Below are 19,431 nucleotides of genomic sequence, written 5' to 3' on the forward strand. Positions count from 1 at the left end.
TTGATTTGGCTGCGCTCGCTCACGCATCGAGCTTTCCCGGTAAATTCTGATGCAAATTCGTCAGCTTCAAGTTGCTTGCGACCAAGTGCAGGATCGTCTGCTTCTGCGCATCTCGACGCAGGACGACGAGGAATACCGGATCTGGCTGACCCGGCGTTTCCTGCGCGAAGTGTGGCCGCACCTGTCCCGGCTGGCCGGGAAACAGACGACGGTGACGCCGATTGTCGATGAGACTCCGGCCGACGAGGCAGTCAACTTCGACCAGGCTTTTTCCGACGAAAACGCCACCTACCCACTCGGTTCGACGCCACTGCTGAGCAACGAACTCAAGGTCGACACCCTGAGCGATGGCACGTTTAACCTGATCTTCCGCGAAGGTCGGGAGCGCAGTTTCCAGCTCGCCGTCAATGCCGATTTGCTGCAGACTCTGTGCGCCATGCTGCGCGCCGGTGCCGAGCACGCACAGTGGAATCTGGCGCTCGACGACACCCCTGCAACAGCGGGCACAGCACCGCGCAGCGAACACCTTTCGCGCCTCCACTAGTGGAAAAGCTGCAGCCCGCCAAAATCGAATTCGTCGCCTACGGCACGCCCTACTCCGCCGCCTTCGACGACGTCTATCACTCCGCCCTCGGCGGCCCGACGCAGGCGCGGCATGTCTTTCTCGGTGGCAATGAGCTGCCGCAACGCTGGCAGGGTCGCGACCGCTTCGTCATCCTCGAAACCGGCTTCGGCACCGGGCTGAATTTCCTCGCCGCTTGGCAAGCCTGGCGGGCCGATCCGCAACGCTGCCGGCGACTGCATTTCGTTTCTTGCGAAAAATTCCCGTTGACCGTGGCAGACCTCGCCACCTGCCAGCAAGCCTGGCCGGAATTCGGCGAACTGGCGGCGGAACTGCAAAAACACTGGCCGCCGCTGGTACCGGGCATGCACCGGCTGCATCTCGATGGCGGGCAAGTCATTCTGACGCTGGTTTTCGGCGATGCCGCGACCCAGCTGCGCGCCATCGACGCCTCGGTCGATGCCTTCTTCCTCGACGGCTTTTCACCGCAAAAGAACCCCGAACTGTGGTCGCCGCAGTTCTGCAAAGGCCTCGCCCGGCTCACCGCTCCCGGCGCGACGCTGGCCACGTGGACGGTCGCCGGCCATGTTCGCCAGGCGCTCAAGGATGCCGAATTCGACGTCGAAAAACGTCCCGGCCCGGTCGGCAAGCGCCAGATGCTGGTCGGCCGCTTCCGTTCGCGGCGGCCGGATCGTCACGTCGCGCCGACAGATCGCCGGGCCATCGTCATCGGCGCCGGCATTGCCGGCAGCGCCACGGCCTACGCGCTGGCCGCCGCCGGCTGGCAGGTCACCGTACTCGAACAGGCTGCCGCCCCGGCCACCGGCGCCTCGAGCAATCTGGCCGGCATGCTGCGCCCGCTGCCCAGCGCCGACGACAACCGCCTGTCGCGCCTGACCCGCGCCGGCTTTCTCGCCACCCGCGCCCTGCTCGCCGGACTGCCCGACGCCCGCTGGTCACCCTGCGGCGTGCTGCATCTGGCGCGTGAACCGGAGCACGAAGCACAGCAAAAGCGCGCCGTCGAACAACTCGGCTTGCCGCCCGAACTCCTCCGGTTCGTCGACAAGGAACAAGCCAGCCAATTGCTCGGCCAACCGGTGAATATCGGTGGCTGGTGGTTTCCGAACGGCGGCTGGGTGCAACCGCCGTCGGTCTGCCAAGCCGCACTGGCCGCTTTTCCCGAAAAAATCACGACGCGCTTCAATGCCACGGTCAACCGGATTTTTAGGCCAAAAACGGAATGGCAGGCGCTCGATTCAGCCGGCAACATCCTGGCCGAAGCCCCGGTTCTGGTCATGGCCAGCGGCGCCGCCGCTCCACGTTTCGAACAGTTCGCCTCGCTACCGCAACGTTCCGGGCGCGGCCAGGTCAGCCATTTGCCAGCGGCGGCCGGCACGCCGCTCAAGGCCGTGCTCTTCCAGGTCGGCTACGCCATCCCCGAAGTTGACGGCACCCAACTGATTGGCGCCTCGCTGTCCTACGAAGACGACGAAGCAGCCGAGCGCGAATCCGACCACGCCGACAACCTCGCCCGCCTGCGCCTGACCCTGCCCGACTTCGCCGCCAGCCTCGACCCGGCCACGCTGCATGGCCGCGTCGGCTTCCGCCCGATGTCGCCGGACCGCCTGCCCATCGTCGGCGCCGTACCCGACACCCTGGCCGCGACGCCCAATACCCGCCTGCACAATGTTCCGCGCCAGCCCGGGCTGTGGTGTGTCCAGGGCTTTGGCGCCCGTGGCATCGTGTGGTCGGCACTGATGGCCGATCTGCTGGTCAGCCGACTGGAGGGCGAGCCGCTCCCCCTGGAAAACGACCTGACCAACGCACTCGACCCCGGCCGTTTCGTCATTCGCCCCCTTGAACGCAGCAGCCCGGAAGAGGAATGAACATGGACTGGCAAGCATTGCCCAACGCCCCCGAGACTGGCACCCGCCTCTGTACCCTGGCCGAGATCGACGATGGGGCCGCGCTGATGCTGACCCTGGGCAGCGCCGCTCCCACCTTTGACCTGCTCGTCCTACGCAGTGGCTCATCGTTGTTTGGCTACCTCAATCGCTGCAGTCATTTCGGGGTGCCCCTCGCCAACCAGCAGAAGCATTTGCGTTATCAGCCGCATGAGCATTTTCAGTGCAACATCCATTACGCACGTTACAACTGGACGGATGGGCGATGCGTATCAGGCGAGTGCGCAGGCGAAGGGCTCGTTCCCATCCCCCTCGCCGTTGTCGACGGTCACATCTGCATCGGCAAGGCGGAAGGTGAATCCAGCTAACCCGGCCGGAAAGTGACATCGCTCCCCGGCCATGCGGCAAATCAGCCGGCCTGCTAGACTTCATTTTTCACTTACACAACAAGAGAGACACGCATGAAGATCGAAACCATCGCCGTCCATGGCGGCTATTCGCCCGACCCGACCACCAAGGCCGTGGCCGTCCCCATCTACCAGACGACCTCCTACGCCTTCGACAGCACCCAGCACGGCGCCGACCTGTTCGACCTCAAGGTCGCCGGCAACATCTACACGCGCATCATGAACCCGACGCAGGACGTGCTCGAAAAGCGCGTCGCCGAAATGGAAGGCGGCATCGCCGCGCTGGCCATGGCCTCCGGCATGGCGGCCATCACCGCCGCGATCCAGACCATCGCCGAAGCCGGCGACAACATCGTCACCTCGAGCACCCTGTACGGCGGCACCTACAACCTGTTCGCCCACACCCTGCCGCAATACGGCATCGATGTCCGCTTCGCCGACTACCGCGATCCGGCTGCCTTCGAAAAGCTCATTGACGCCAAGACCAAGGCCGTCTTCTGCGAATCCGTCGGCAACCCGCTCGGCAATGTCGTCGATTTCGAAAAACTCGCCGAAATCGCCCACAAGCACGGCGTGCCGGTCATCGTCGACAACACGGTCCCCTCGCCCTACCTGTGCCGCCCCTTCGAGCACGGCGCCGACATCGTCGTCCACGCCCTGACCAAGTACCTCGGCGGCCACGGCAACAGCCTCGGCGGCATCATCGTCGATAGCGGCAAATTCCCGTGGGCCGAGCACAAGGCCAAGTTCAAGCGCCTCAACGAGCCGGACGTCTCCTACCACGGCGTCGTCTACACCGAAGCCCTTGGCCCCGCCGCCTACATCGGCCGCGCCCGCGTCGTGCCGCTGCGCAACATGGGCGCTGCCATCAGCCCGTTCAACGCCTTCCTGATCCTGCAAGGCATCGAAACCCTGGCCCTGCGCATGGACCGCATCTGCGAAAACTCGCTCAAGATCGCCAATTTCCTCAAGAGCCACCCGAAGTGCAGCTGGGTCAACTACGCCGGCCTGCCCGACCACAAGGACCACGCGCTGGTCCAGAAATACATGGGCGGCCGCGCCTCCGGCATCCTCAACTTCGGCGTCAAGGGCGGCAGCGTGGCTGGCGGCAAGTTCCAGGATGCCCTGCAACTCGTCACCCGCCTCGTCAACATCGGCGACTGCAAGACCCTGGCCTGCCACCCGGCCTCGACCACCCACCGCCAACTGTCGCCGGAAGAACTGGCCAAGGCCGGTGTTTCCGAAGACATGATTCGCCTGTCGGTCGGCATCGAGCACATTGACGATCTGATCGCTGATCTGGATCAGGCACTCAACGCCGCCTGATCAAAAGGCACCCAACAAAAACCCGGCCTCGTGCCGGGTTTTTTCATCGAAGCGCGGCCAGTGTTACGCCTAACTTTTCAGTCTGGAATGTGCTTAATCCGGTCATCGCAGTTTCCCGATAGCGGCCGCTCAGCCAAACTGGGCATTTTTGAACTGGACTCCTCCGAACCGGATGTTGGCGACCTCACACACCCGGCCACGACCAGCCGTTCAAGTTTTTCCTTGATTGCAGCCATTCATCAAGACATTATTGCTATCGGCATACCAGCTTTTCGCAGGTCCGTACTATCATTGCACATGCTGACCGGTGGGTTCATTGAATAACTGTTTGGCACCACTATCCATGCTCACAACGCCTAAACCCTATGGCATTCGAATTCCACACACCGTCAGTTGATGTAGTTGAAAAGATAGCAACTTCTACGATGAACGGCAGCCTTAAAGAACGCATATTGGTCAAGAGGTCCAGGAACTTCGTCTGGCTTGCCGACCCCGAGCGGGATGCATACCTATTCACAATTAGTGCCACTTGTAGGGATACAAGCATGCAAGGGCACTTCGCATTTTTCTACTTGGGCGGTGTCTTCGAAATACGAAACAAGAATTGGTACTCCAACGAAGTATGTTTCTATGATTTCCCATCGGATTTTGTACAACAGCGAGTACAAATCGAAAAATGTTTTTGTGAAGCAGCACCTATTTACGGTTACTTCGGCGATTGTTCAACCCAAGAAGAAAACGCCCTCTTCATTCCTGTTTTTGGTCCGGATAATTGGATCCCTCGCGGAATGTAACTGTTCAGCGCTTAAAGGCTATCCGCTGACGTTGTCGCCCCTCTAACCCGTCGGCAGAGTTTCGACGGTTCTTGAGCGTCCGCTTTCCCAACGGGCCGATGTCCGCATAGGGCACCCAAGAGACCGACCTCTCACCGAACTCATCGCCGTAAAGCGGTCATCGGGATTCTGTTACCCGAAAGCAGCTGGTCGCCACTGAGTACAGCGTGCCCAATATAGGGAGTGGATGCTGGCTTGTTCGACGTTCATGAGGCATGCCACCACCTCATCAATATGCGGCCAGACTCTCAAAAACGCTAACCCAGTTGGCGAACTTCTCTTAGAACTTGTTGCCCGAAGTCATCAGAACCTAAAAACTGGCGGATGCACCATGCAAAATTTGACTTTCAAAATCACAGGCCTGAAAGACGAGTCCTGTGTCCGCATTTTGGCTAATGCGATTCAAGACCTACCAAATATCGGCCACATCGAGATTTCGCTGGAAAAAGGAGAAGCAAGTATCGAGCACGGCAAATTCGTTAGTCCTGATGACATCACTCAGGCCATCATTGATGCTGGATTTGAAGCTGAATGCTTAAGTTGAATAGCTTCTATTTATCGTCGGTCATCACTTCAAGCTGCCGTGGGGTCATCAACCTGCCCGCCGAATAGCGGTCACTCAACTCGATTTCCGGGTGCACCACCAGCAGAAATTGAAACGTAACCTTCACCGGCAGGTCATGGCCGACTGCAGCCTGATGCGCCTTCCGGTCAGCAGACACTCAGTCGCGCGACTGCTTCCCCCAGGTTCTACTGGCAGCCTGCGACTTTTTGCTATCACATGACGGGTGCGACGCTTTGGCAGGTTACTGATCACAAGACTGCCGATTTCATTGTGAATTGAGATGACCTGCGTTTGTCGGATCTAAATATGCTCATTTTGGAGCAACGAGTCGATTCCGGAATGCGCGACGATTGGCGCCAATGGCGACGGCAAGGGCAACGACAACCAGGGTTGCCGCGACGGCGAACGTTATCTGCATGCCGGTGGCAACGGCATCGGAAGACGCAGTAGCAATGTCGCTCGAAGACGATCCGAATGCAAAGATCGCACCCATGACCGATGCGCCGGTGATAAGCCCCAGGTTGCGCGACAAGTTAAGCATGCCGGAAATCGCACCACGTTGCTCCGGCCTGACATCTGTCATCACTGCCGTGTTGTTGGCCGTCTGGAAGAACGCGTAGCTGGCGGTGATGACGACGATGGGTGCGAGGTAGCCGGGGATGCCGAAAGTCGTCGGCAAGATGGATAGCGTGATGGTGCCGGTCGCCATGCCGACGAGCCCGACTATGGTTACGCGCAGGGTGCCCAGTCTGTCTGCCAAGCGCCCGGCCGGCGCCGCGGTCAGTGCGGCTACCGCCGGGCCGACCGACAGGATGAGCCCCACCATTGCCGCGTCAAGCCCGAGCGAACGAGAGAGGTAGAACGGCCCGACCACCAGCGTCGCCATCATCACGGTCGACACGAGTGTGCTGGTGGCCAGGCTCGCACTCAGTTGAAGCTGGCGAAACATCGCCATTTGAATCAAAGGTGATGTAGTTCTCGCTTCTGCAAACATAAAAAGACCGGCACCGATAATGGCAGCCGAAAGCAGCGCCATGTTGAGCTGACCGAAACTGCCGCGTCCGGTCGTCATCGCCAGCGCATAGGCGGCGAGCGTCAGGGCCAGGAGTAGCGTGCCGATCGCGTCGAAGCCGGCGCGCTCCGTTTTCGCTTTCCTTTGATCAACGGGCAGGTAACGATGGGCGAGATAAAGTGTCAGCGCCCCCAGCGGCAGGTTGATGAAAAATATTGCCCGCCAACCAAGCCCGGCAATCAGGGCGCCACCAAGTGATGGGCCAAGCGCGGTGCCAATTGCCGACATTGTTCCCAGCAGGCCAATGGCACTGCCTGTTTTTTCCTTCGGCACCGTCTCGCCGACGAAGGCCATGGCGAGGGCCATCATGATCGCTGCGCCAAGCCCTTGCAGCGCCCGCGCAGCAATCAGCAGCCACAGGGTTGGCGCCATGCTGCACAGGAGCGAGGCCAGCGAGAACAATGACACCCCGATCAATAGCAGGCTTCTGCGACCAACGATGTCACCTAGCCGTCCGGCGCTGACAATCAGGGTGGTGATGGCGAGCAGATAGGCGATGACGATCCACTGAACAGCCTGGAAGGAGGCATTGAACGCCTCCGCCAGGCTCGGTAAAGCCACATTGGCAATACTCGTACCGAGTGATGACAGCAGTACGGAAAGCGCCAGGCTGGCCAGCGCCCAGCGCACTGATGGCGTTGTTTCCACGCGTCGAGCCTCCGCTTCAATGTGTCCTGCAACGATTGTTTTCACCGTGAACTCCTTTCAAGTAGTGCGCTTCCGATGGGGCTATCTGAATCCTAGGCCCTTGCATGACATGGCGGAAGACGCAGCATTTGCAGGTTATGAATGCATATGACGCCACATATTGAATAAACACTGCTATCGTTGCCCCATGTCTCGACCCGATCTGAACCTGCTGTTCACCCTTGATGTCTTGCTCGCCGAAGGCAGCGTGGCACGCGCTGCCCGGCGGCTGCGGCTCAGCCCCTCGGCGATGAGCCGGGCGCTGGCACGATTACGCGAGACGACGGGCGATCCGTTGTTGGTCAGGGCCGGGCGCGGTCTCGTTCCGACGCCGCGCGCCATCGAACTGCGTGAGCGCGTCGGTCAGCTGGTGCAGGATGGGGAAGCCGTTTTGCGCCCGACCGAAAAGCTCAATCTCAAACAACTGGAGAGAACCTTCACGCTGCGGACCAGCGAGGGTTTTGTCGAAAATTTCGGCCCGGAGTTGATCGCCCGCGTCGGCGAGGAAGCACCCGGCGTGCGCCTGCGCTTCGTGCAGAAACCGGACAAGGACAGCAAGCCGCTGCGCGACGGTCTGGTCGATCTGGAAACCGGTGTTGTCGGGCAAACGACAGCGCCGGAACTACGTGTGCAAGCCTTGTTCCGGGACCGTTTCATTGGCGTCGTGCGCATGGGGCACCCGCTGAGCGAAGGGGAAGTCACCCCTGCCCGCTATGCGGCTGGACGGCATGTCTACGTCTCGCGTCAGGGTGTGGACAAGGGGCCGATTGATGAGGCCCTGAACGCATTCGGGCTGGAACGCAAGATCGTCACCATCGTTGGCGGATTTTCGACAGCGCTGGCCCTGGCTCGGGCCTCGGACCTGATCGCCAGCGTTCCCGAACGACATACCGGAAACCTGCGCACCGGCATGCATAGCTTCCCCATTCCCGTTTCAATGCCAGAGATCACGGTTTCATTGCTTTGGCACCCGAGACAGGATGCAGATCCGGCGCATCGATGGCTACGTAGTCACATCAGAGATGTCTGTGCTGCGCTGAAATGAATGGCCTGCCATCGACGGCTGTATCTCGGGATCTGAACCATTTTGCAGTCATCCGCGAATGTCCCGGCTTGACTGCGTGGTACCCGAAAAACGGATGGTATTCAGTCATACATTTTTCGTGGTCATCCGGGAAGACATGCCGCAGATGACCACGAGCCTCCCGCCGAGCGGGCTCAGCATCAGGCCTGAACCGGCTTTTTCCCGAACAGCGTATCGGTCAGTTTGACGTACCAGGCTGCCGACTGGACCTGGATGATGTAGGCCAGCGTGATGACCAGGGCGGCGTCGGAGGCGGCACTGCCGAAGGCGTTCATGGCCAGGGCCAGGGCGATCGACAGGTTGCGCATGACCGTGCCGTACACCAGCGCGATGGCGTCGCCACGCGGCAGCAGGGCCTTGGCGACGAGGGTGCTGAGCAGATAGTTGATGCCGTAGAGGGCAAGCAGCGGGCCGACGAGGAGCAGCAGTTCGGCCGGCTGGGCGGCCAGTTGCTGGGCCTTGAGAGCCATGGCGACGAAGACGATGCCGAGCACGCCGAGCGTCGAGAAGGGCGGAAACTTGGGGCCCCATTCGGCCTGAAAAGCCTTCTGGCCGTATTTCTTGAGCAGGTAGCTTTGCGTGAAGTGACCAGCGACCATGGGCAGGAAAACGATGAAGACGATCTGCGAAAACACCGCCCACAGATCGACCGGCACCGTCGCGCCCATCAGCCATTGAACGTAGAACGGCGTCGCCAGCGAACCGAGGATCAGGCCGAGCACCGTCATCTTGACCGCCGCGCCGAGATTGCCGCCGGCAAAACCGGTCCACGAAATGGTCATCCCCGAGGTCGGCAGCAGCGCAGCGAGCAGCAGGCCCATGGCGTAGTACGGCTGATTCGGGAAGAAGTACTGGCCCAGCCAGAAGGCAACAAAGGGGATGATGCCGAAATTGATCAACTGGGCAAGCAGTTGCGCCTTGCTGTCGCCGCCTTCGAGCACTTTGGTCAGCTTGAGCGTGACCATCATCGGATAGACCATCAGGAAGGTCAGCGGGACGATCAGCGACTTGAGCCAGCCGGTCGGCGCCAACAGGCCAAAGCCGAAACCGAGCACCATCATGACCGGAATGGCGAGGATCAGATTCTTTGAAACAAAGGACAAAAACTTCAGCACGATGCTCTCCAGAAGCCCCGCAATGGCTTTCGGTTACATAAGCAAACAATTATACACCTCGGACTTGCTGCCATTCGTTTAACATCAGCATTTGCTAATTTTTCTTCAGAAAAGCCCCGCCCGCCCATGACCCGCCTCCTTCGTTCCCGCCGCAGCCTGCTCGTCATAGCAGGCATTGCCATCGTGGCCTTGCTTGTTACCGGCTATGCCGGCTGGGGTGGCGAGCGCATTGTGGTTGCCGTGGCCGAACGCGGCGAACTGCGCCAGGCGGTGGTGGCCAGCGGCCGGGTGCGGACGCCGCTGCGTATCGAGGTGGCTGCGCAGATCAGCGCCCGCGTCGTCGCCGTCAAGGTGCGCGAAGGCGATGCCGTGACGGCTGGCCAGACGATGGTCCAGCTCGACGACACCGAATGGCGGGCGAGCGCCGCCCAGGCCCAGGCCAGCCTGGCGCAGGCCGAGGCCAAACAGCGCCAGCTCGACCGCCTGGGCCGGCCGGTGGCCGAGCAAAGCGTGGAGCAGGCGGAAGCCAACGCCCAGCAGGCGAAGCGCCAATTGGAGCGGGTCGGCGAACTGGTTGCCAAGGGTTTCTACAGCACCGCCCAGCTCGACGATGCCCGGCGCAACGCGCAGGTCGCCGACAGTCAGTGGCAGGCGGCCAAATTGCAGCTGGCCAGCAACCAGCCGGGTGGCAGCGAGGCGCAGGTGGTGCGCAGCAATGTCGAGCAGGCGCGCGCCGCGCTGGCCGTGGCCGAAGCGCGGCTGACCTACGCCACGCTGACGGCGCCGGGAGCCGGCCGGGTGCTGACGCGTAGCGTGGAAGCCGGCGACATGGTGCAGCCGGGCAAGGTTTTGCTGACGGTAGCGCCGAAGGGCGAGACCGAACTGACGGCGCAGATCGACGAGAAGAACCTCGCGCTGCTCCAGCTTGGCCAGACGGCGCTGGCCTCAGCCGATGCCTACCCGGGCGAACACTTCAAGGCCGAGGTCACTTACATCGCCCCGGCCGTCGATGCCCAGCGCGGCTCGGTCGAAATCCGCCTGCGCGTCGCCGAGCCGCCGGCTTACCTGAAGCACGAAATGACCGTTTCCATCGACATCGCCTCGGCCCACCGCGCCGACACGCTGATCGTACCGGCCGATGTCATCCGCGACCAGGCGTCCGGCCAGCCCTGGGTGATGGTAGTGCGCGATGGCGTGGCGCAGCGCCAGCCGGTCAAGCTGGGCATCCGTGGCGCCGGCCGGGTGGAAATTCTCGATGGCATCGTTGCCGGCGAGGCGCTGGCCGCGGCCAGCCAGAATCTGGCCGAGGGCCGCAAGGTTTCCACGGTCAACCGGAAATAACGGCCAAAAATGAAATCCTGGATGCCTTTCGAGTGGATCGCCGCCATCCGCTTCCTGCGTGAGGGCCGCATGCAGTCGCTGCTGATCATCGTTGGCGTTGGCGTTGGCGTCGCTGTCATCGTCTTCATGTCGGCGCTGCTTTCCGGCCTGCAGGCCAATCTGGTCAAGCGCACGCTCAGTTCGCAGGCCCACATCGTCCTGTTGCCGCCCGAGGAAATCGCCCGGCCACAATCACCGGCGGCCGGCATTGCCCTGCGCCTGCAAAAACAGGCCCAGCGCCTGCGCTCGATTGATCAGTGGCAACAGATTCAGGCCCGGCTGGAAGGCTTGCCGGAAATTGCCGCCATCTCGCCGATTGCCTCCGGCCCGGCCTTTGTCGTGCGCGGCGATGCCAACAAGGCGATCACCCTGCTCGGCATCGAGCCGGTGCGCTACAGCGGCGTCATCGCCCTGCCTGAACGCATGGTCGCCGGCCAGTTGCGTGTCGGCGCTGGTGAGGCGGTGATCGGCATCGAGTTGGCCAAGGATCTGGGCGCCGACATCGGCGACAAGATCCGCGTCACGACCGCTGGCGACGCGACCGAAACCTTCACCGTCAGCGGCCTCTTTGACCTCGGCAACAAGGGCGTCAATGCCCGCAACGTCTATGTCAGCCTGCGCTCGGCGCAAAGCCTGCTCGATCTGGTCGGCGGCGTGTCGAGCATCGACATTTCGCTGCACGACATCGACGAGGCCGAACGGCTGGCCAGCAAAATTGCCGCCGAAACCGGCTTGACCGCCGACAGCTGGATCAAGACCAACGCCCAGTTCGTCACGGCGCTGACCTCGCAGCGCGTGTCGAGCAACGTCATCCGCTTCTTCATCGGCCTCTCGGTCGCCTTCGGCATCGCCAGCGTGCTCGTCGTTTCGGTCATCCAGCGTGCCCGCGAAATCGGCATCCTGCGCGCCATGGGCGCCTCGCAGGGGCAGATGCTGCGCATTTTCCTGCTCCAGGGCGGCATTGTCGGTTTCTTCGGCTCGCTGCTCGGCTCCGGCCTGGCCTGGACATTCCTGATGCTCTGGCGGCTCATGGCGCGCAACCCGGACGGCACGCCGATGTTCATCATCGGCGTCGACCCATGGCTGGTCGCCATCGCCGCCGGCGGCGCCAGCCTGGTCGGCATCCTCGCCGCCCTGCTACCGGCCCGCCGGGCGGCGCGTCTTGATCCGGTGGTGGCGATCCGTGGCTGATCCCGTGACGACAACGCCCGTTCTCCAGCTCAAAAACATCCGCAAATCCTACGGCAGCGGCGAAACGGAAAGCGAAATCCTGCACGGCATCGACCTGCGCCTCGAACGCGGCGAATTCGCCGCCCTGATCGGCCCCTCCGGCTCCGGCAAAAGCACCCTGCTCAACCTCATCGGCCTGCTCGACCGACCGAGCGGCGGCCAGCTGTTCATCGACGGCCATGAAACCGGCCAGCTCGACGACACCGGCCTGACCCGCCTGCGCGGCCAGCGCATCGGCTTCGTTTTCCAGCACCACCACCTCATTCCCGCCTTCACGGCGCTGGAAAACGTCGCCATGCCGCTGCTCGTCGCCCGCGGCCGGCCCGACGCCGACATGTTCGCCCAGGCCGGCACGCTGCTCGACCAGGTCGGCCTCGCCGAGCGCAAGCAGAACCTCGCCAACCAGCTCTCCGGCGGCCAGCAACAACGCGTCGCCATCGCCCGCGCCCTGGCCATGAGCCCCTCGCTGGTCCTCGCCGACGAACCGACCGGCAATCTCGACACGCATTCCGCCGACGACGTCTTCGCCCTGCTCCGTGAGGTCAACACCCGGCTCAACACCACCTTCCTGATCGTCACCCACGACCGCCGCCTGGCCGCCCGCTGCGACCGGATCATCGAAATGGTCGACGGCGACATCGTCGCCGACGACCGGGTTCACGATAAATTACCAGCCTGACCACGACGGAAACCAACATGAACAAACTGCTTACCTTCGGCGAACAGATCAACGGCTACGAGGTTCCCGTCCTCAACGAAAGGGAAGTTCGGGCCAGTGCCGGCATCCTGTTTTTCCTGGCCCTGATCGCCTTCATGAACGCCTGGCTGGTCGGCGACTTTCGCTTCACGCGGGTCTTCGTCGTCGCCTTCCTGATCGATTTCAGCATCCGTGTCTTCATCAACCCGAAATATGCTCCCAGCCTCGTTCTTGGCCGCCTCATGGTGCGCCGGCAGCAGCCCGAATACGTCGGCGCGCCGCAAAAGCGCTTCGCCTGGGCCATCGGCTGGACACTGGCGCTGGCCATGTTGTTTCTCGTCGTCATCAACCGCGTCATCGGGCCGGTCAACCTGATCATCTGCGCCACTTGCCTGCTCCTGATGTTCTTCGAATCAGCCTTCGGCATCTGCCTCGGCTGCAAGATCTACAACCTGTTCAGCCGCCGTCAGGCCCAGCTTTGCCCCGGCGGCGTTTGCGAGACGCGAACGGCCTTGCCGGTCAGCCGCGCCCAGATGGCGGTGACTGCGCTGTTCTTCGTCGGTATGGTGTTCATCGGACAAGCCTTGTTGAACGACGCCCGCGATGCTGAACCTCAACCGGCCGCCGCTGCGACGCCCGAAACAACCCAGCCCGCCAGCGAATGCACGCCACCGGACTGGGCGGTCGCCATGGGCCATGCCGACAAATGGAAGCTGCACCACAACTGCAAATAAGCTGAAAACGGACAGAACATGAGCTCCCGCCAAAAACTCATTGCGACTTTCGCCATCGCCCTCATCGGCCTCATTCCGGCACTTTCCCAGGCCGCCCCGCCGACCGTCGAAATCATCGCCATGGCCCATCCGCCGGTACAGAGCGCCCTCAAACCGCTACGCGAATGGCTGGCCGGCCAGGCTGGCAAAGTCAGAGTCGTCGAAATTGACGCCGAAAGCTCGACCGGCGAGAAACGCCTTGAAACCATCGGTCTCAAAGGCCACGTCCCCATCGCCATCCTGATCGATGGCAAGGCTGGCTTCCAGCGCAAGAACGGCAGTGCCGTCAATTTCATCAACTTCCCGGCCGTCAAGGAAAGCCCGGCCGGCATACGCGGCGACTGGCTGACCGAAGACGTGCAGGCGGCGGTGGTCGAGCGTTTGGCCAAGGCCGGGCGCTAAGCGCTGCGCCGACTGGCGGTTGCCGCGAAACCGGCTATCCTGAGACTAGCGCCGCTATCCCGCCGCGTTGACAAGCATGTTCTCCCGCCTCCTTTTCGCCTCCCTGTTCAGCCTGTGCCTCGCCTTCCCGGCCTCCTGGGCACAGGGCGAGGTTGATCTTTACCTGTTCTGGTCCTTGCGCTGCCCGCACTGCCTTGAGGCGCGGCCGCAGGTGCAGGCGCTGGCGGCAGAGCAGCCGTGGCTACGCCTGCATGACCAGGAAATCACCCAATCACCGGAAAACCTCGAACGCTTCGTCACCATGGCGCGCCAGCTTGGCGAAGAGGCGCAGTCCGTCCCGACGCTGATTTACTGCGGCCGCATGGAGGTCGGCTGGGATGATCGCCCGGAAGCCCAGGCGGCCCTGCTCGCCCGGCTGAAAGCCTGCCGCGACGGCAGCAGCGGGACTGCCAAGCCGGTTGCCAACGAGCCACTGAACCTGCCGCTGATAGGTGAAATCGATCCGGCGTCAGCCTCGCTCCCCCTGCTCACCCTGCTGCTGGCCGGGCTCGACGCCTTCAACCCCTGCGCCTTTTTCGTGCTGCTCTTTTTGCTGTCGCTGCTCGTCCATCAGCGGCAGCGCAGCCGGATGCTGCTCATCGGCGGCGTCTTCGTCGCCTTTTCCGGACTGATGTATTTCGCCTTCATGGCCGCCTGGCTCAATCTGTTTCTGGTCGTCGGCAGCCTGCCCTGGGTCACCGCCGGCGCCGGGCTGGTTGCCTTGCTGATCGGGGCGCTCAACATCAAGGATTTCGTTGCGTTCAAGCGCGGGCCTTCGCTGTCGATTCCGGAAGGGCGCAAGGCCGATATTTTCCAGCGCGGCCGGCGCATCCTGGCCGCCGGCAGCCTGCCGGCCATGCTGGCGGCGACCGTCGTCCTGGCCATTGCCGCCAATTTCTACGAACTGCTGTGCACGGCCGGCTTCCCGATGGTTTTCACGCGCCTGCTCACCCTGCGCGAACATGGCCTCGGCCAGCACTACCTGTATCTGGCGCTCTACAACGTGATTTACGTCTTGCCGCTGCTCGTCATCGTGCTCGCCTTTGTCCGCTCAATGGGCAGGCACAAGCTCAGCGAACGCGACGGCCGACTGCTCAAATTGCTCTCGGGGCTGATGATGGCCGGCCTCGGCGCCATCCTGCTAGTGGCGCCGGAACGCCTCGACCAGCCGGCAGTGGCTATGGCCTTGCCGGCCATAGCCGTCGCACTGACCTGGCTGGCCAGGCGCTACGGGCGATTCTGATTTTGGCCGTTTTTTACGTTTCACGTAGTAAACCCGGTTGACCGCAGCAAGCTCAAAATCGCTCTGGCACCTCAGTCCTGGAGCAGCGCGAACTGCTCGCGCAAACCGTCGACAACAAGGCGTTCGCCACGCACCGTGAAGATGGCGCCATCGGCGTCGGCGCGCTCTTCCAGTACCTCGCAACTGGCAAAGATGTCCTTGCGCAACTGCTGCGCCGACCAGGGCAGCAAAAGCTCGGCTTCGACATGATCGCGCTGGAAAAAGGCGATGATCTGGAGGCGCAGCGCGGCCACTTCCTCCGGACGGCGAGCGCTCATCACGACGCAATCCGGATACTTGGCGCGCAAGGCCGCTTCGCACTCGGCCTGCGCGTCGGCATCGCCGACGTGGTCGATCTTGTTGAAGATGCGCAGGCGCGGCACGACATCGGCGCCGATCTCTTCGAGCACCTTGTCAGTCACTTCGAGCTGACGCTCGAAACCGGGGTCGCTGGCGTCGATGACATGGAGTAACAAGGACGCATCGAGCGCCTCATCGAGCGTCGATTTGAACGACGCAACGAGGCCATGTGGCAGATTTTTGATGAAGCCGACCGTATCGCTGACCAGCACGCGCGGCACGCTCTCCGGGTAGAGGGCGCGGACGGTGGTGTCGAGCGTCGCAAACAGCTTGTTGGCGACCAGCACCTCGCTACCGGTCAGCGCCCGCATCAGCGTCGATTTGCCGGCATTGGTGTAGCCAACGAGCGCGACGGCCGCCTGGCTCTGGCGCTCCTGGCGACGGGCGCGCTGGGTCTTGCGCTCGGCCTCCATGGCGAGGATTTCCAGTTGCAGTTCGGCAATGCGGTCGCGGATCTTGCGTTTGTCGAGTTCGGTGTGCGACTCGCCGGCCCCGCGGCCGCCGACGCCGCTGCGCTGCCGACCCTGCGGCCCGGCCAGCTTGGCCGCCTCGCGCAGGCGCGGCGCCATGTAGCCGAGGCGGGCGATTTCGACCTGCGCCTTGGCTGCCCGCGAGCGGGCATTGCGATGGAAAATCTCGAGGATGACCATGGTCCGGTCCATGACCTCGCAACCGGCCTCGATTTCGAGGTTGCGTGCCTGCGACGGCGAAATTTCGTGATCGACGAGAATGGCGTCGATCTCCGGCAGATTCGACTCGGCCAGCGACAGCACCTGATCGCCCGCTTCGTCAAAAATCGGCTCGCCATGCACGAAAGCGCGTATTTCCTGCCGCTTGCCAACGCCCAGATAACCCGTTGTATCGAAGCTGGTGCGCTTCTGCACGAAGGTATGGACGACCTTGAAACCCAGTGTCTTGGCCAGCTCGCGCAGCTCCATCAACGACGCCTCGAACTCCATGTCGCTCACGTTCGGCAGTTGTACAGCCGCCGCAACGGCGATCCTGAGCTTTTGTTCTACTTCCATCTGCATCCGAAATTGCTTCTCTTGATTGGTCAAAGGCAGATAGTACCCGGCAATGGGAGGCTTGACGGGGTTGACTGTATTCGGCCGGCTGATCCGGGTAGCTCAAATACTGAGGATGCTGTATTTCAGGAACAAATGCCGGATTGATATTCTTCTTCGCATGCACAGACCTCCCTTCCCCCCGCTGCTTATGCGCGGGGGATTTTTTATAGACTTTTTTCGAGAAAAAACCTGCGCAGCGATGGAAACTACGTGCACGAACTTCAAGCCGCGAATCAGTTTCAGCCTTCACGAAGCGGCTCAGCTACTGGTAACCGGTCAGGTCTCGGTCGATGATGCAGAGGTAATGCTGGCCCGCGCCATCGAGTACGGCGACCTCCCGGCAAAGGTCAAACGCTGGCCTCCCGAGCAAAGGGAATCAGCCAGCCTGCCGGGCAACATCAACCGACTCGAAACCACGATCGAACGCGCCGACCTCAACGCCTGGCTAAGACGAGAAAAGGTCTTCTAGAGCTCTGAAAAATCTCGGACAAACGCTGGCCAGCCGGGACATCGGCGCACGCCAAAACGCCATCCATTCGGGACAAGTTTCGGCTTCATCAAACGCAAAATATCCGGGCGTGGGCAGGCATCCCCGCCCAGCGCCTTGAATTTCGCCAACCAGCCGACGAGGCAAAAGGCTCAGTACTCATCGCCCGGGTGCGCACCGGCCTTCACCTGCGCGAGCTCTTTGGGCAGCTCGGCCACCATCGCATCGGTGGTCAGGATCAGCCCGGCGACGCTGGCCGCATTCTGGAGTGCCGATCGGGCAACCTTGGTCGGGTCTACCACACCCATGTCGAACAGGTCGCCGTATTCCTCCGTGCGGGCGTTGTAGCCGAAATTGGCCGATCCCTGCAACACCCGCTCAAGCGCCACCGACGGCTCGTCTCCAGCATTCTCCGCGATTTGCCGCAACGGTTCCTCAAGCGCCCGCATGACAATCTTGATTCCGGCGTCCTGATCCGGATTGTCGCCCTTCAATGATTTCACGGCACTTCGCGCCCGCAGATAGGCAACGCCGCCACCAGCGACGATGCCCTCCTCGACGGCTGCCCGCGTGGCATGCAGGGCATCTTCGACACGCGCCTTCTTTTCCTTCATTTCCATTTCGGTAGCGGCACCGACCTTGATCACGGCCACCCCGCCGGAGAGTTTGGCAGCCCGCTCCTGCAGCTTTTCCTTGTCGAAGCTGCTGGTAGATACTTCAAGCTGCTGGCGAATCTGCCTGACACGAGCCTCGATGGCGGTCTGCTCACCGGCGCCGCCGATGATGGTAGTTTCTTCGCGATCGATCTCGACACGTTTGGCCCGGCCAAGATCCTTGAGCCTGACGTTTTCCAGCTTGATCCCGAGCTCTTCCGAAACAACGGTTCCGTTGGTCAGGATGGCGATATCCTCGAGCATCGCCTTGCGCCGGTCGCCGAATCCGGGTGCCTTGACGGCACAGGTGCGCAGGATGCCGCGAATGTGGTTTACCACCAAGGTCGCCAGCGCCTCGCCCTCGACATCCTCGGCCAGAATCATCAGCGGCTTGCCCGCCTTGGTGACCTCTTCGAGAACCGGCAGCAGGTCGCGGATTGTCGATATCTTCTTGTCGTGAATCAGGATGTACGGCTCTTCGAGAGTGGCCGACTGCTTGTCGGGATGGGTGATGAAATAGGGTGAAAGGTAGCCGCGGTCGAATTGCATGCCCTCAACCAGTTCCAGTTCATTGTTCAGGCTTTTGCCGTCCTCGATGGTAATGGCGCCCTCCTTGCCCACCTTGTCCATGGCATCGGCAATGATCTGTCCAATGGCCTCGTCGGCATTGGCCGAGATGCTGCCGACCTGGGCGATTTCCCGGCTCGTCGTGCAGGGTTTGGAAATCCGCTTCAATTCGCCGACCACCAGCTCGACACTCTTGTCGATGCCACGCTTGAGATCCATCGGATTCATGCCGGCCGCCACGTATTTCATGCCCTCCTGCATGATCGCCTGGGCCAGCACCGTGGCCGTCGTCGTCCCGTCACCGGCCACATCCGAGGTCTTGGCAGCAACTTCCTTGAGCATCTGGGCGCCCATGTTCTCGAACTTGTCCGGCAACTGGATTTCCTTGGCCACCGAAACGCCGTCCTTGGTCACCAGCGGCGCACCGTAGGCGCGTTCGAGCACGACATTACGTCCCTTCGGTCCCAGCGTCACCTTGACGGCATCGGCCAGCACATTGGCTCCCGCCACGATGCGGTGGCGTGCCGCGTCATGGAACTTTACCTCTTTGGCGCTCATGCTGATTTCCCTCCCTCTTCGCCATACTCGATGATGCCGAGCACGTCGTCTTCGCGCATGACCAGAATTTCCTCGTTCAAAATCTTGACGGTGTTGCCGGCATAGCGACCGAACAGAACCACATCGCCAACCTTGACGTCGAGCTTCTGCAACGTGCCATCAGGCCGGCGCTTCCCATCGCCGACGGCGAGAACCTCGCCCTGGATGGGCTTCTCGGCCACTGTTTCAGGAATGACGATGCCGCCGGGCGTCATCAGCGCATCCTCCTGTCGTTTGACGATGATGCGGTCATGCAATGGACGAATATTCATATGCCCTCCTTGCTTGCCTGGCTATCAAGGCGATACCGGCGCGCAACCGCGCCGTGCACCTGCCGTGCCC

At 62.0% G+C, this 19,431-nt stretch carries 20 protein-coding genes; 14 read left to right on the forward strand and 6 right to left on the reverse strand.

Annotated features, from left to right (window positions below; all coding sequences use genetic code 11):
• Positions 1-49 precede the first annotated feature (49 nt).
• The 6 genes from AC07TV_RS06210 (at position 50) to AC07TV_RS06235 (ending at position 5,576) form a co-directional block, all read left to right on the forward strand.
• Positions 50-544, forward strand: a complete 495-nt coding sequence (locus AC07TV_RS06210) for a hypothetical protein (protein WP_494647534.1) — start codon at positions 50-52, stop codon at positions 542-544.
• Positions 544-2,448: a bifunctional tRNA (5-methylaminomethyl-2-thiouridine)(34)-methyltransferase MnmC2/FAD-dependent 5-carboxymethylaminomethyl-2-thiouridine(34) oxidoreductase MnmC1 gene (gene mnmC / locus AC07TV_RS06215; protein ID WP_494647535.1), complete on the forward strand. Its 1,905-nt coding sequence runs from the start codon at positions 544-546 to the stop codon at positions 2,446-2,448. Before AC07TV_RS06210 ends, mnmC begins: the two co-directional genes overlap by 1 nt.
• Positions 2,449-2,450: 2 nt before the next feature.
• A complete protein-coding gene (locus tag AC07TV_RS06220) occupies positions 2,451-2,834 on the forward strand; it encodes a Rieske (2Fe-2S) protein (RefSeq protein ID WP_494647536.1) in 384 nt (127 codons plus the stop codon).
• Positions 2,835-2,927: 93 nt separating this feature from the next.
• On the forward strand, positions 2,928-4,199 hold the full coding sequence (locus AC07TV_RS06225; RefSeq protein WP_494647537.1) for an O-acetylhomoserine aminocarboxypropyltransferase/cysteine synthase family protein: 1,272 nt from the start codon (positions 2,928-2,930) through the stop codon (positions 4,197-4,199).
• A 545-nt stretch (positions 4,200-4,744) separates the two neighbouring features.
• Complete coding sequence (locus AC07TV_RS06230) at positions 4,745-4,993, forward strand: hypothetical protein (protein WP_494647538.1); 249 nt, start codon at positions 4,745-4,747, stop codon at positions 4,991-4,993.
• A 370-nt stretch (positions 4,994-5,363) separates the two neighbouring features.
• Positions 5,364-5,576, forward strand: coding sequence for a heavy-metal-associated domain-containing protein (locus tag AC07TV_RS06235; protein ID WP_494647539.1), 213 nt, complete (start codon positions 5,364-5,366; stop codon positions 5,574-5,576).
• A gap of 7 nt (positions 5,577-5,583) precedes the next feature.
• Here AC07TV_RS06235 and AC07TV_RS06240 read toward each other — a convergent pair whose 3' ends face one another.
• A complete protein-coding gene (locus AC07TV_RS06240) occupies positions 5,584-5,754 on the reverse strand; it encodes a hypothetical protein (RefSeq protein WP_494647540.1) in 171 nt (56 codons plus the stop codon).
• A gap of 153 nt (positions 5,755-5,907) precedes the next feature.
• A complete protein-coding gene (locus AC07TV_RS06245; protein WP_494647541.1) occupies positions 5,908-7,362 on the reverse strand; it encodes an MFS transporter in 1,455 nt (484 codons plus the stop codon).
• A 142-nt stretch (positions 7,363-7,504) separates the two neighbouring features.
• Between AC07TV_RS06245 and AC07TV_RS06250 the strand changes: the two genes are divergently transcribed.
• The gene (locus AC07TV_RS06250) at positions 7,505-8,401 is read left to right on the forward strand and encodes a LysR family transcriptional regulator (RefSeq protein ID WP_494647542.1); all 897 of its coding nucleotides are present in this window, start codon (positions 7,505-7,507) and stop codon (positions 8,399-8,401) included.
• Positions 8,402-8,580: 179 nt separating this feature from the next.
• Here AC07TV_RS06250 and AC07TV_RS06255 read toward each other — a convergent pair whose 3' ends face one another.
• The gene (locus AC07TV_RS06255; protein ID WP_494647543.1) at positions 8,581-9,555 is read right to left on the reverse strand and encodes an arsenic resistance protein; all 975 of its coding nucleotides are present in this window, start codon (positions 9,553-9,555) and stop codon (positions 8,581-8,583) included.
• Positions 9,556-9,681: 126 nt separating this feature from the next.
• On the opposite strand from AC07TV_RS06255, the gene AC07TV_RS06260 reads away from it, so the two are divergent.
• From AC07TV_RS06260 to AC07TV_RS06285, 6 genes are all read left to right on the forward strand, one after another.
• Positions 9,682-10,896, forward strand: coding sequence for an efflux RND transporter periplasmic adaptor subunit (locus AC07TV_RS06260; RefSeq protein ID WP_494647544.1), 1,215 nt, complete (start codon positions 9,682-9,684; stop codon positions 10,894-10,896).
• A 9-nt stretch (positions 10,897-10,905) separates the two neighbouring features.
• Positions 10,906-12,126 (forward strand): ABC transporter permease, encoded by a 1,221-nt coding sequence (locus AC07TV_RS06265; RefSeq protein ID WP_494647545.1) that lies wholly within the window; start codon positions 10,906-10,908, stop codon positions 12,124-12,126.
• Complete coding sequence (locus tag AC07TV_RS06270) at positions 12,119-12,844, forward strand: ABC transporter ATP-binding protein (protein WP_494647546.1); 726 nt, start codon at positions 12,119-12,121, stop codon at positions 12,842-12,844. The genes AC07TV_RS06265 and AC07TV_RS06270 overlap by 8 nt, the downstream gene beginning before the upstream one ends.
• A gap of 17 nt (positions 12,845-12,861) precedes the next feature.
• Positions 12,862-13,596, forward strand: a complete 735-nt coding sequence (locus AC07TV_RS06275) for a DUF4395 domain-containing protein (protein ID WP_494647547.1) — start codon at positions 12,862-12,864, stop codon at positions 13,594-13,596.
• Between the two features lie 18 nt (positions 13,597-13,614).
• Positions 13,615-14,037 (forward strand): hypothetical protein, encoded by a 423-nt coding sequence (locus tag AC07TV_RS06280; protein WP_494647548.1) that lies wholly within the window; start codon positions 13,615-13,617, stop codon positions 14,035-14,037.
• 76 nt (positions 14,038-14,113) lie between these two features.
• Positions 14,114-15,319, forward strand: coding sequence for an NrdH-redoxin (locus AC07TV_RS06285; protein ID WP_494647549.1), 1,206 nt, complete (start codon positions 14,114-14,116; stop codon positions 15,317-15,319).
• A gap of 71 nt (positions 15,320-15,390) precedes the next feature.
• Here AC07TV_RS06285 and hflX read toward each other — a convergent pair whose 3' ends face one another.
• Positions 15,391-16,749 carry a GTPase HflX gene (hflX, locus tag AC07TV_RS06290; RefSeq protein ID WP_494647550.1) on the reverse strand — a complete coding sequence of 453 codons (1,359 nt, stop codon included), beginning with the start codon at positions 16,747-16,749 and terminating at the stop codon, positions 15,391-15,393.
• Between the two features lie 235 nt (positions 16,750-16,984).
• Between hflX and AC07TV_RS06295 the strand changes: the two genes are divergently transcribed.
• A complete protein-coding gene (locus AC07TV_RS06295) occupies positions 16,985-17,254 on the forward strand; it encodes a hypothetical protein (RefSeq protein ID WP_494647551.1) in 270 nt (89 codons plus the stop codon).
• Between the two features lie 170 nt (positions 17,255-17,424).
• Here AC07TV_RS06295 and groL read toward each other — a convergent pair whose 3' ends face one another.
• Together groL and AC07TV_RS06305 are read right to left on the reverse strand one after the other, a co-directional pair.
• Positions 17,425-19,050, reverse strand: a complete 1,626-nt coding sequence (gene groL / locus AC07TV_RS06300; protein WP_494647552.1) for a chaperonin GroEL — start codon at positions 19,048-19,050, stop codon at positions 17,425-17,427.
• A complete protein-coding gene (locus AC07TV_RS06305; protein ID WP_494647553.1) occupies positions 19,047-19,361 on the reverse strand; it encodes a co-chaperone GroES in 315 nt (104 codons plus the stop codon). Before AC07TV_RS06305 ends, groL begins: the two co-directional genes overlap by 4 nt.
• Between the last annotated feature and the right edge of the window lie 70 nt (positions 19,362-19,431).

This window comes from Azonexus sp. GW821-FHT04F04 (assembly GCF_059420025.1).

Coding starts and splice junctions, on each gene's coding strand:
- AC07TV_RS06210 (WP_494647534.1), top strand. CDS start 50: ATGCAAATTCGTCAGCTTCAAGTTGCTTGCGACCAAGTGCAGGATCGT.
- AC07TV_RS06220 (WP_494647536.1), top strand. CDS start 2,451: ATGGACTGGCAAGCATTGCCCAACGCCCCCGAGACTGGCACCCGCCTC.
- AC07TV_RS06225 (WP_494647537.1), top strand. CDS start 2,928: ATGAAGATCGAAACCATCGCCGTCCATGGCGGCTATTCGCCCGACCCG.
- AC07TV_RS06230 (WP_494647538.1), top strand. CDS start 4,745: ATGCAAGGGCACTTCGCATTTTTCTACTTGGGCGGTGTCTTCGAAATA.
- AC07TV_RS06235 (WP_494647539.1), top strand. CDS start 5,364: ATGCAAAATTTGACTTTCAAAATCACAGGCCTGAAAGACGAGTCCTGT.
- AC07TV_RS06250 (WP_494647542.1), top strand. CDS start 7,505: ATGTCTCGACCCGATCTGAACCTGCTGTTCACCCTTGATGTCTTGCTC.
- AC07TV_RS06260 (WP_494647544.1), top strand. CDS start 9,682: ATGACCCGCCTCCTTCGTTCCCGCCGCAGCCTGCTCGTCATAGCAGGC.
- AC07TV_RS06265 (WP_494647545.1), top strand. CDS start 10,906: ATGAAATCCTGGATGCCTTTCGAGTGGATCGCCGCCATCCGCTTCCTG.
- AC07TV_RS06275 (WP_494647547.1), top strand. CDS start 12,862: ATGAACAAACTGCTTACCTTCGGCGAACAGATCAACGGCTACGAGGTT.
- AC07TV_RS06280 (WP_494647548.1), top strand. CDS start 13,615: ATGAGCTCCCGCCAAAAACTCATTGCGACTTTCGCCATCGCCCTCATC.
- AC07TV_RS06285 (WP_494647549.1), top strand. CDS start 14,114: ATGTTCTCCCGCCTCCTTTTCGCCTCCCTGTTCAGCCTGTGCCTCGCC.
- hflX (WP_494647550.1), bottom strand. CDS start 16,749: ATGCAGATGGAAGTAGAACAAAAGCTCAGGATCGCCGTTGCGGCGGCT.
- AC07TV_RS06295 (WP_494647551.1), top strand. CDS start 16,985: ATGGAAACTACGTGCACGAACTTCAAGCCGCGAATCAGTTTCAGCCTT.
- groL (WP_494647552.1), bottom strand. CDS start 19,050: ATGAGCGCCAAAGAGGTAAAGTTCCATGACGCGGCACGCCACCGCATC.
- AC07TV_RS06305 (WP_494647553.1), bottom strand. CDS start 19,361: ATGAATATTCGTCCATTGCATGACCGCATCATCGTCAAACGACAGGAG.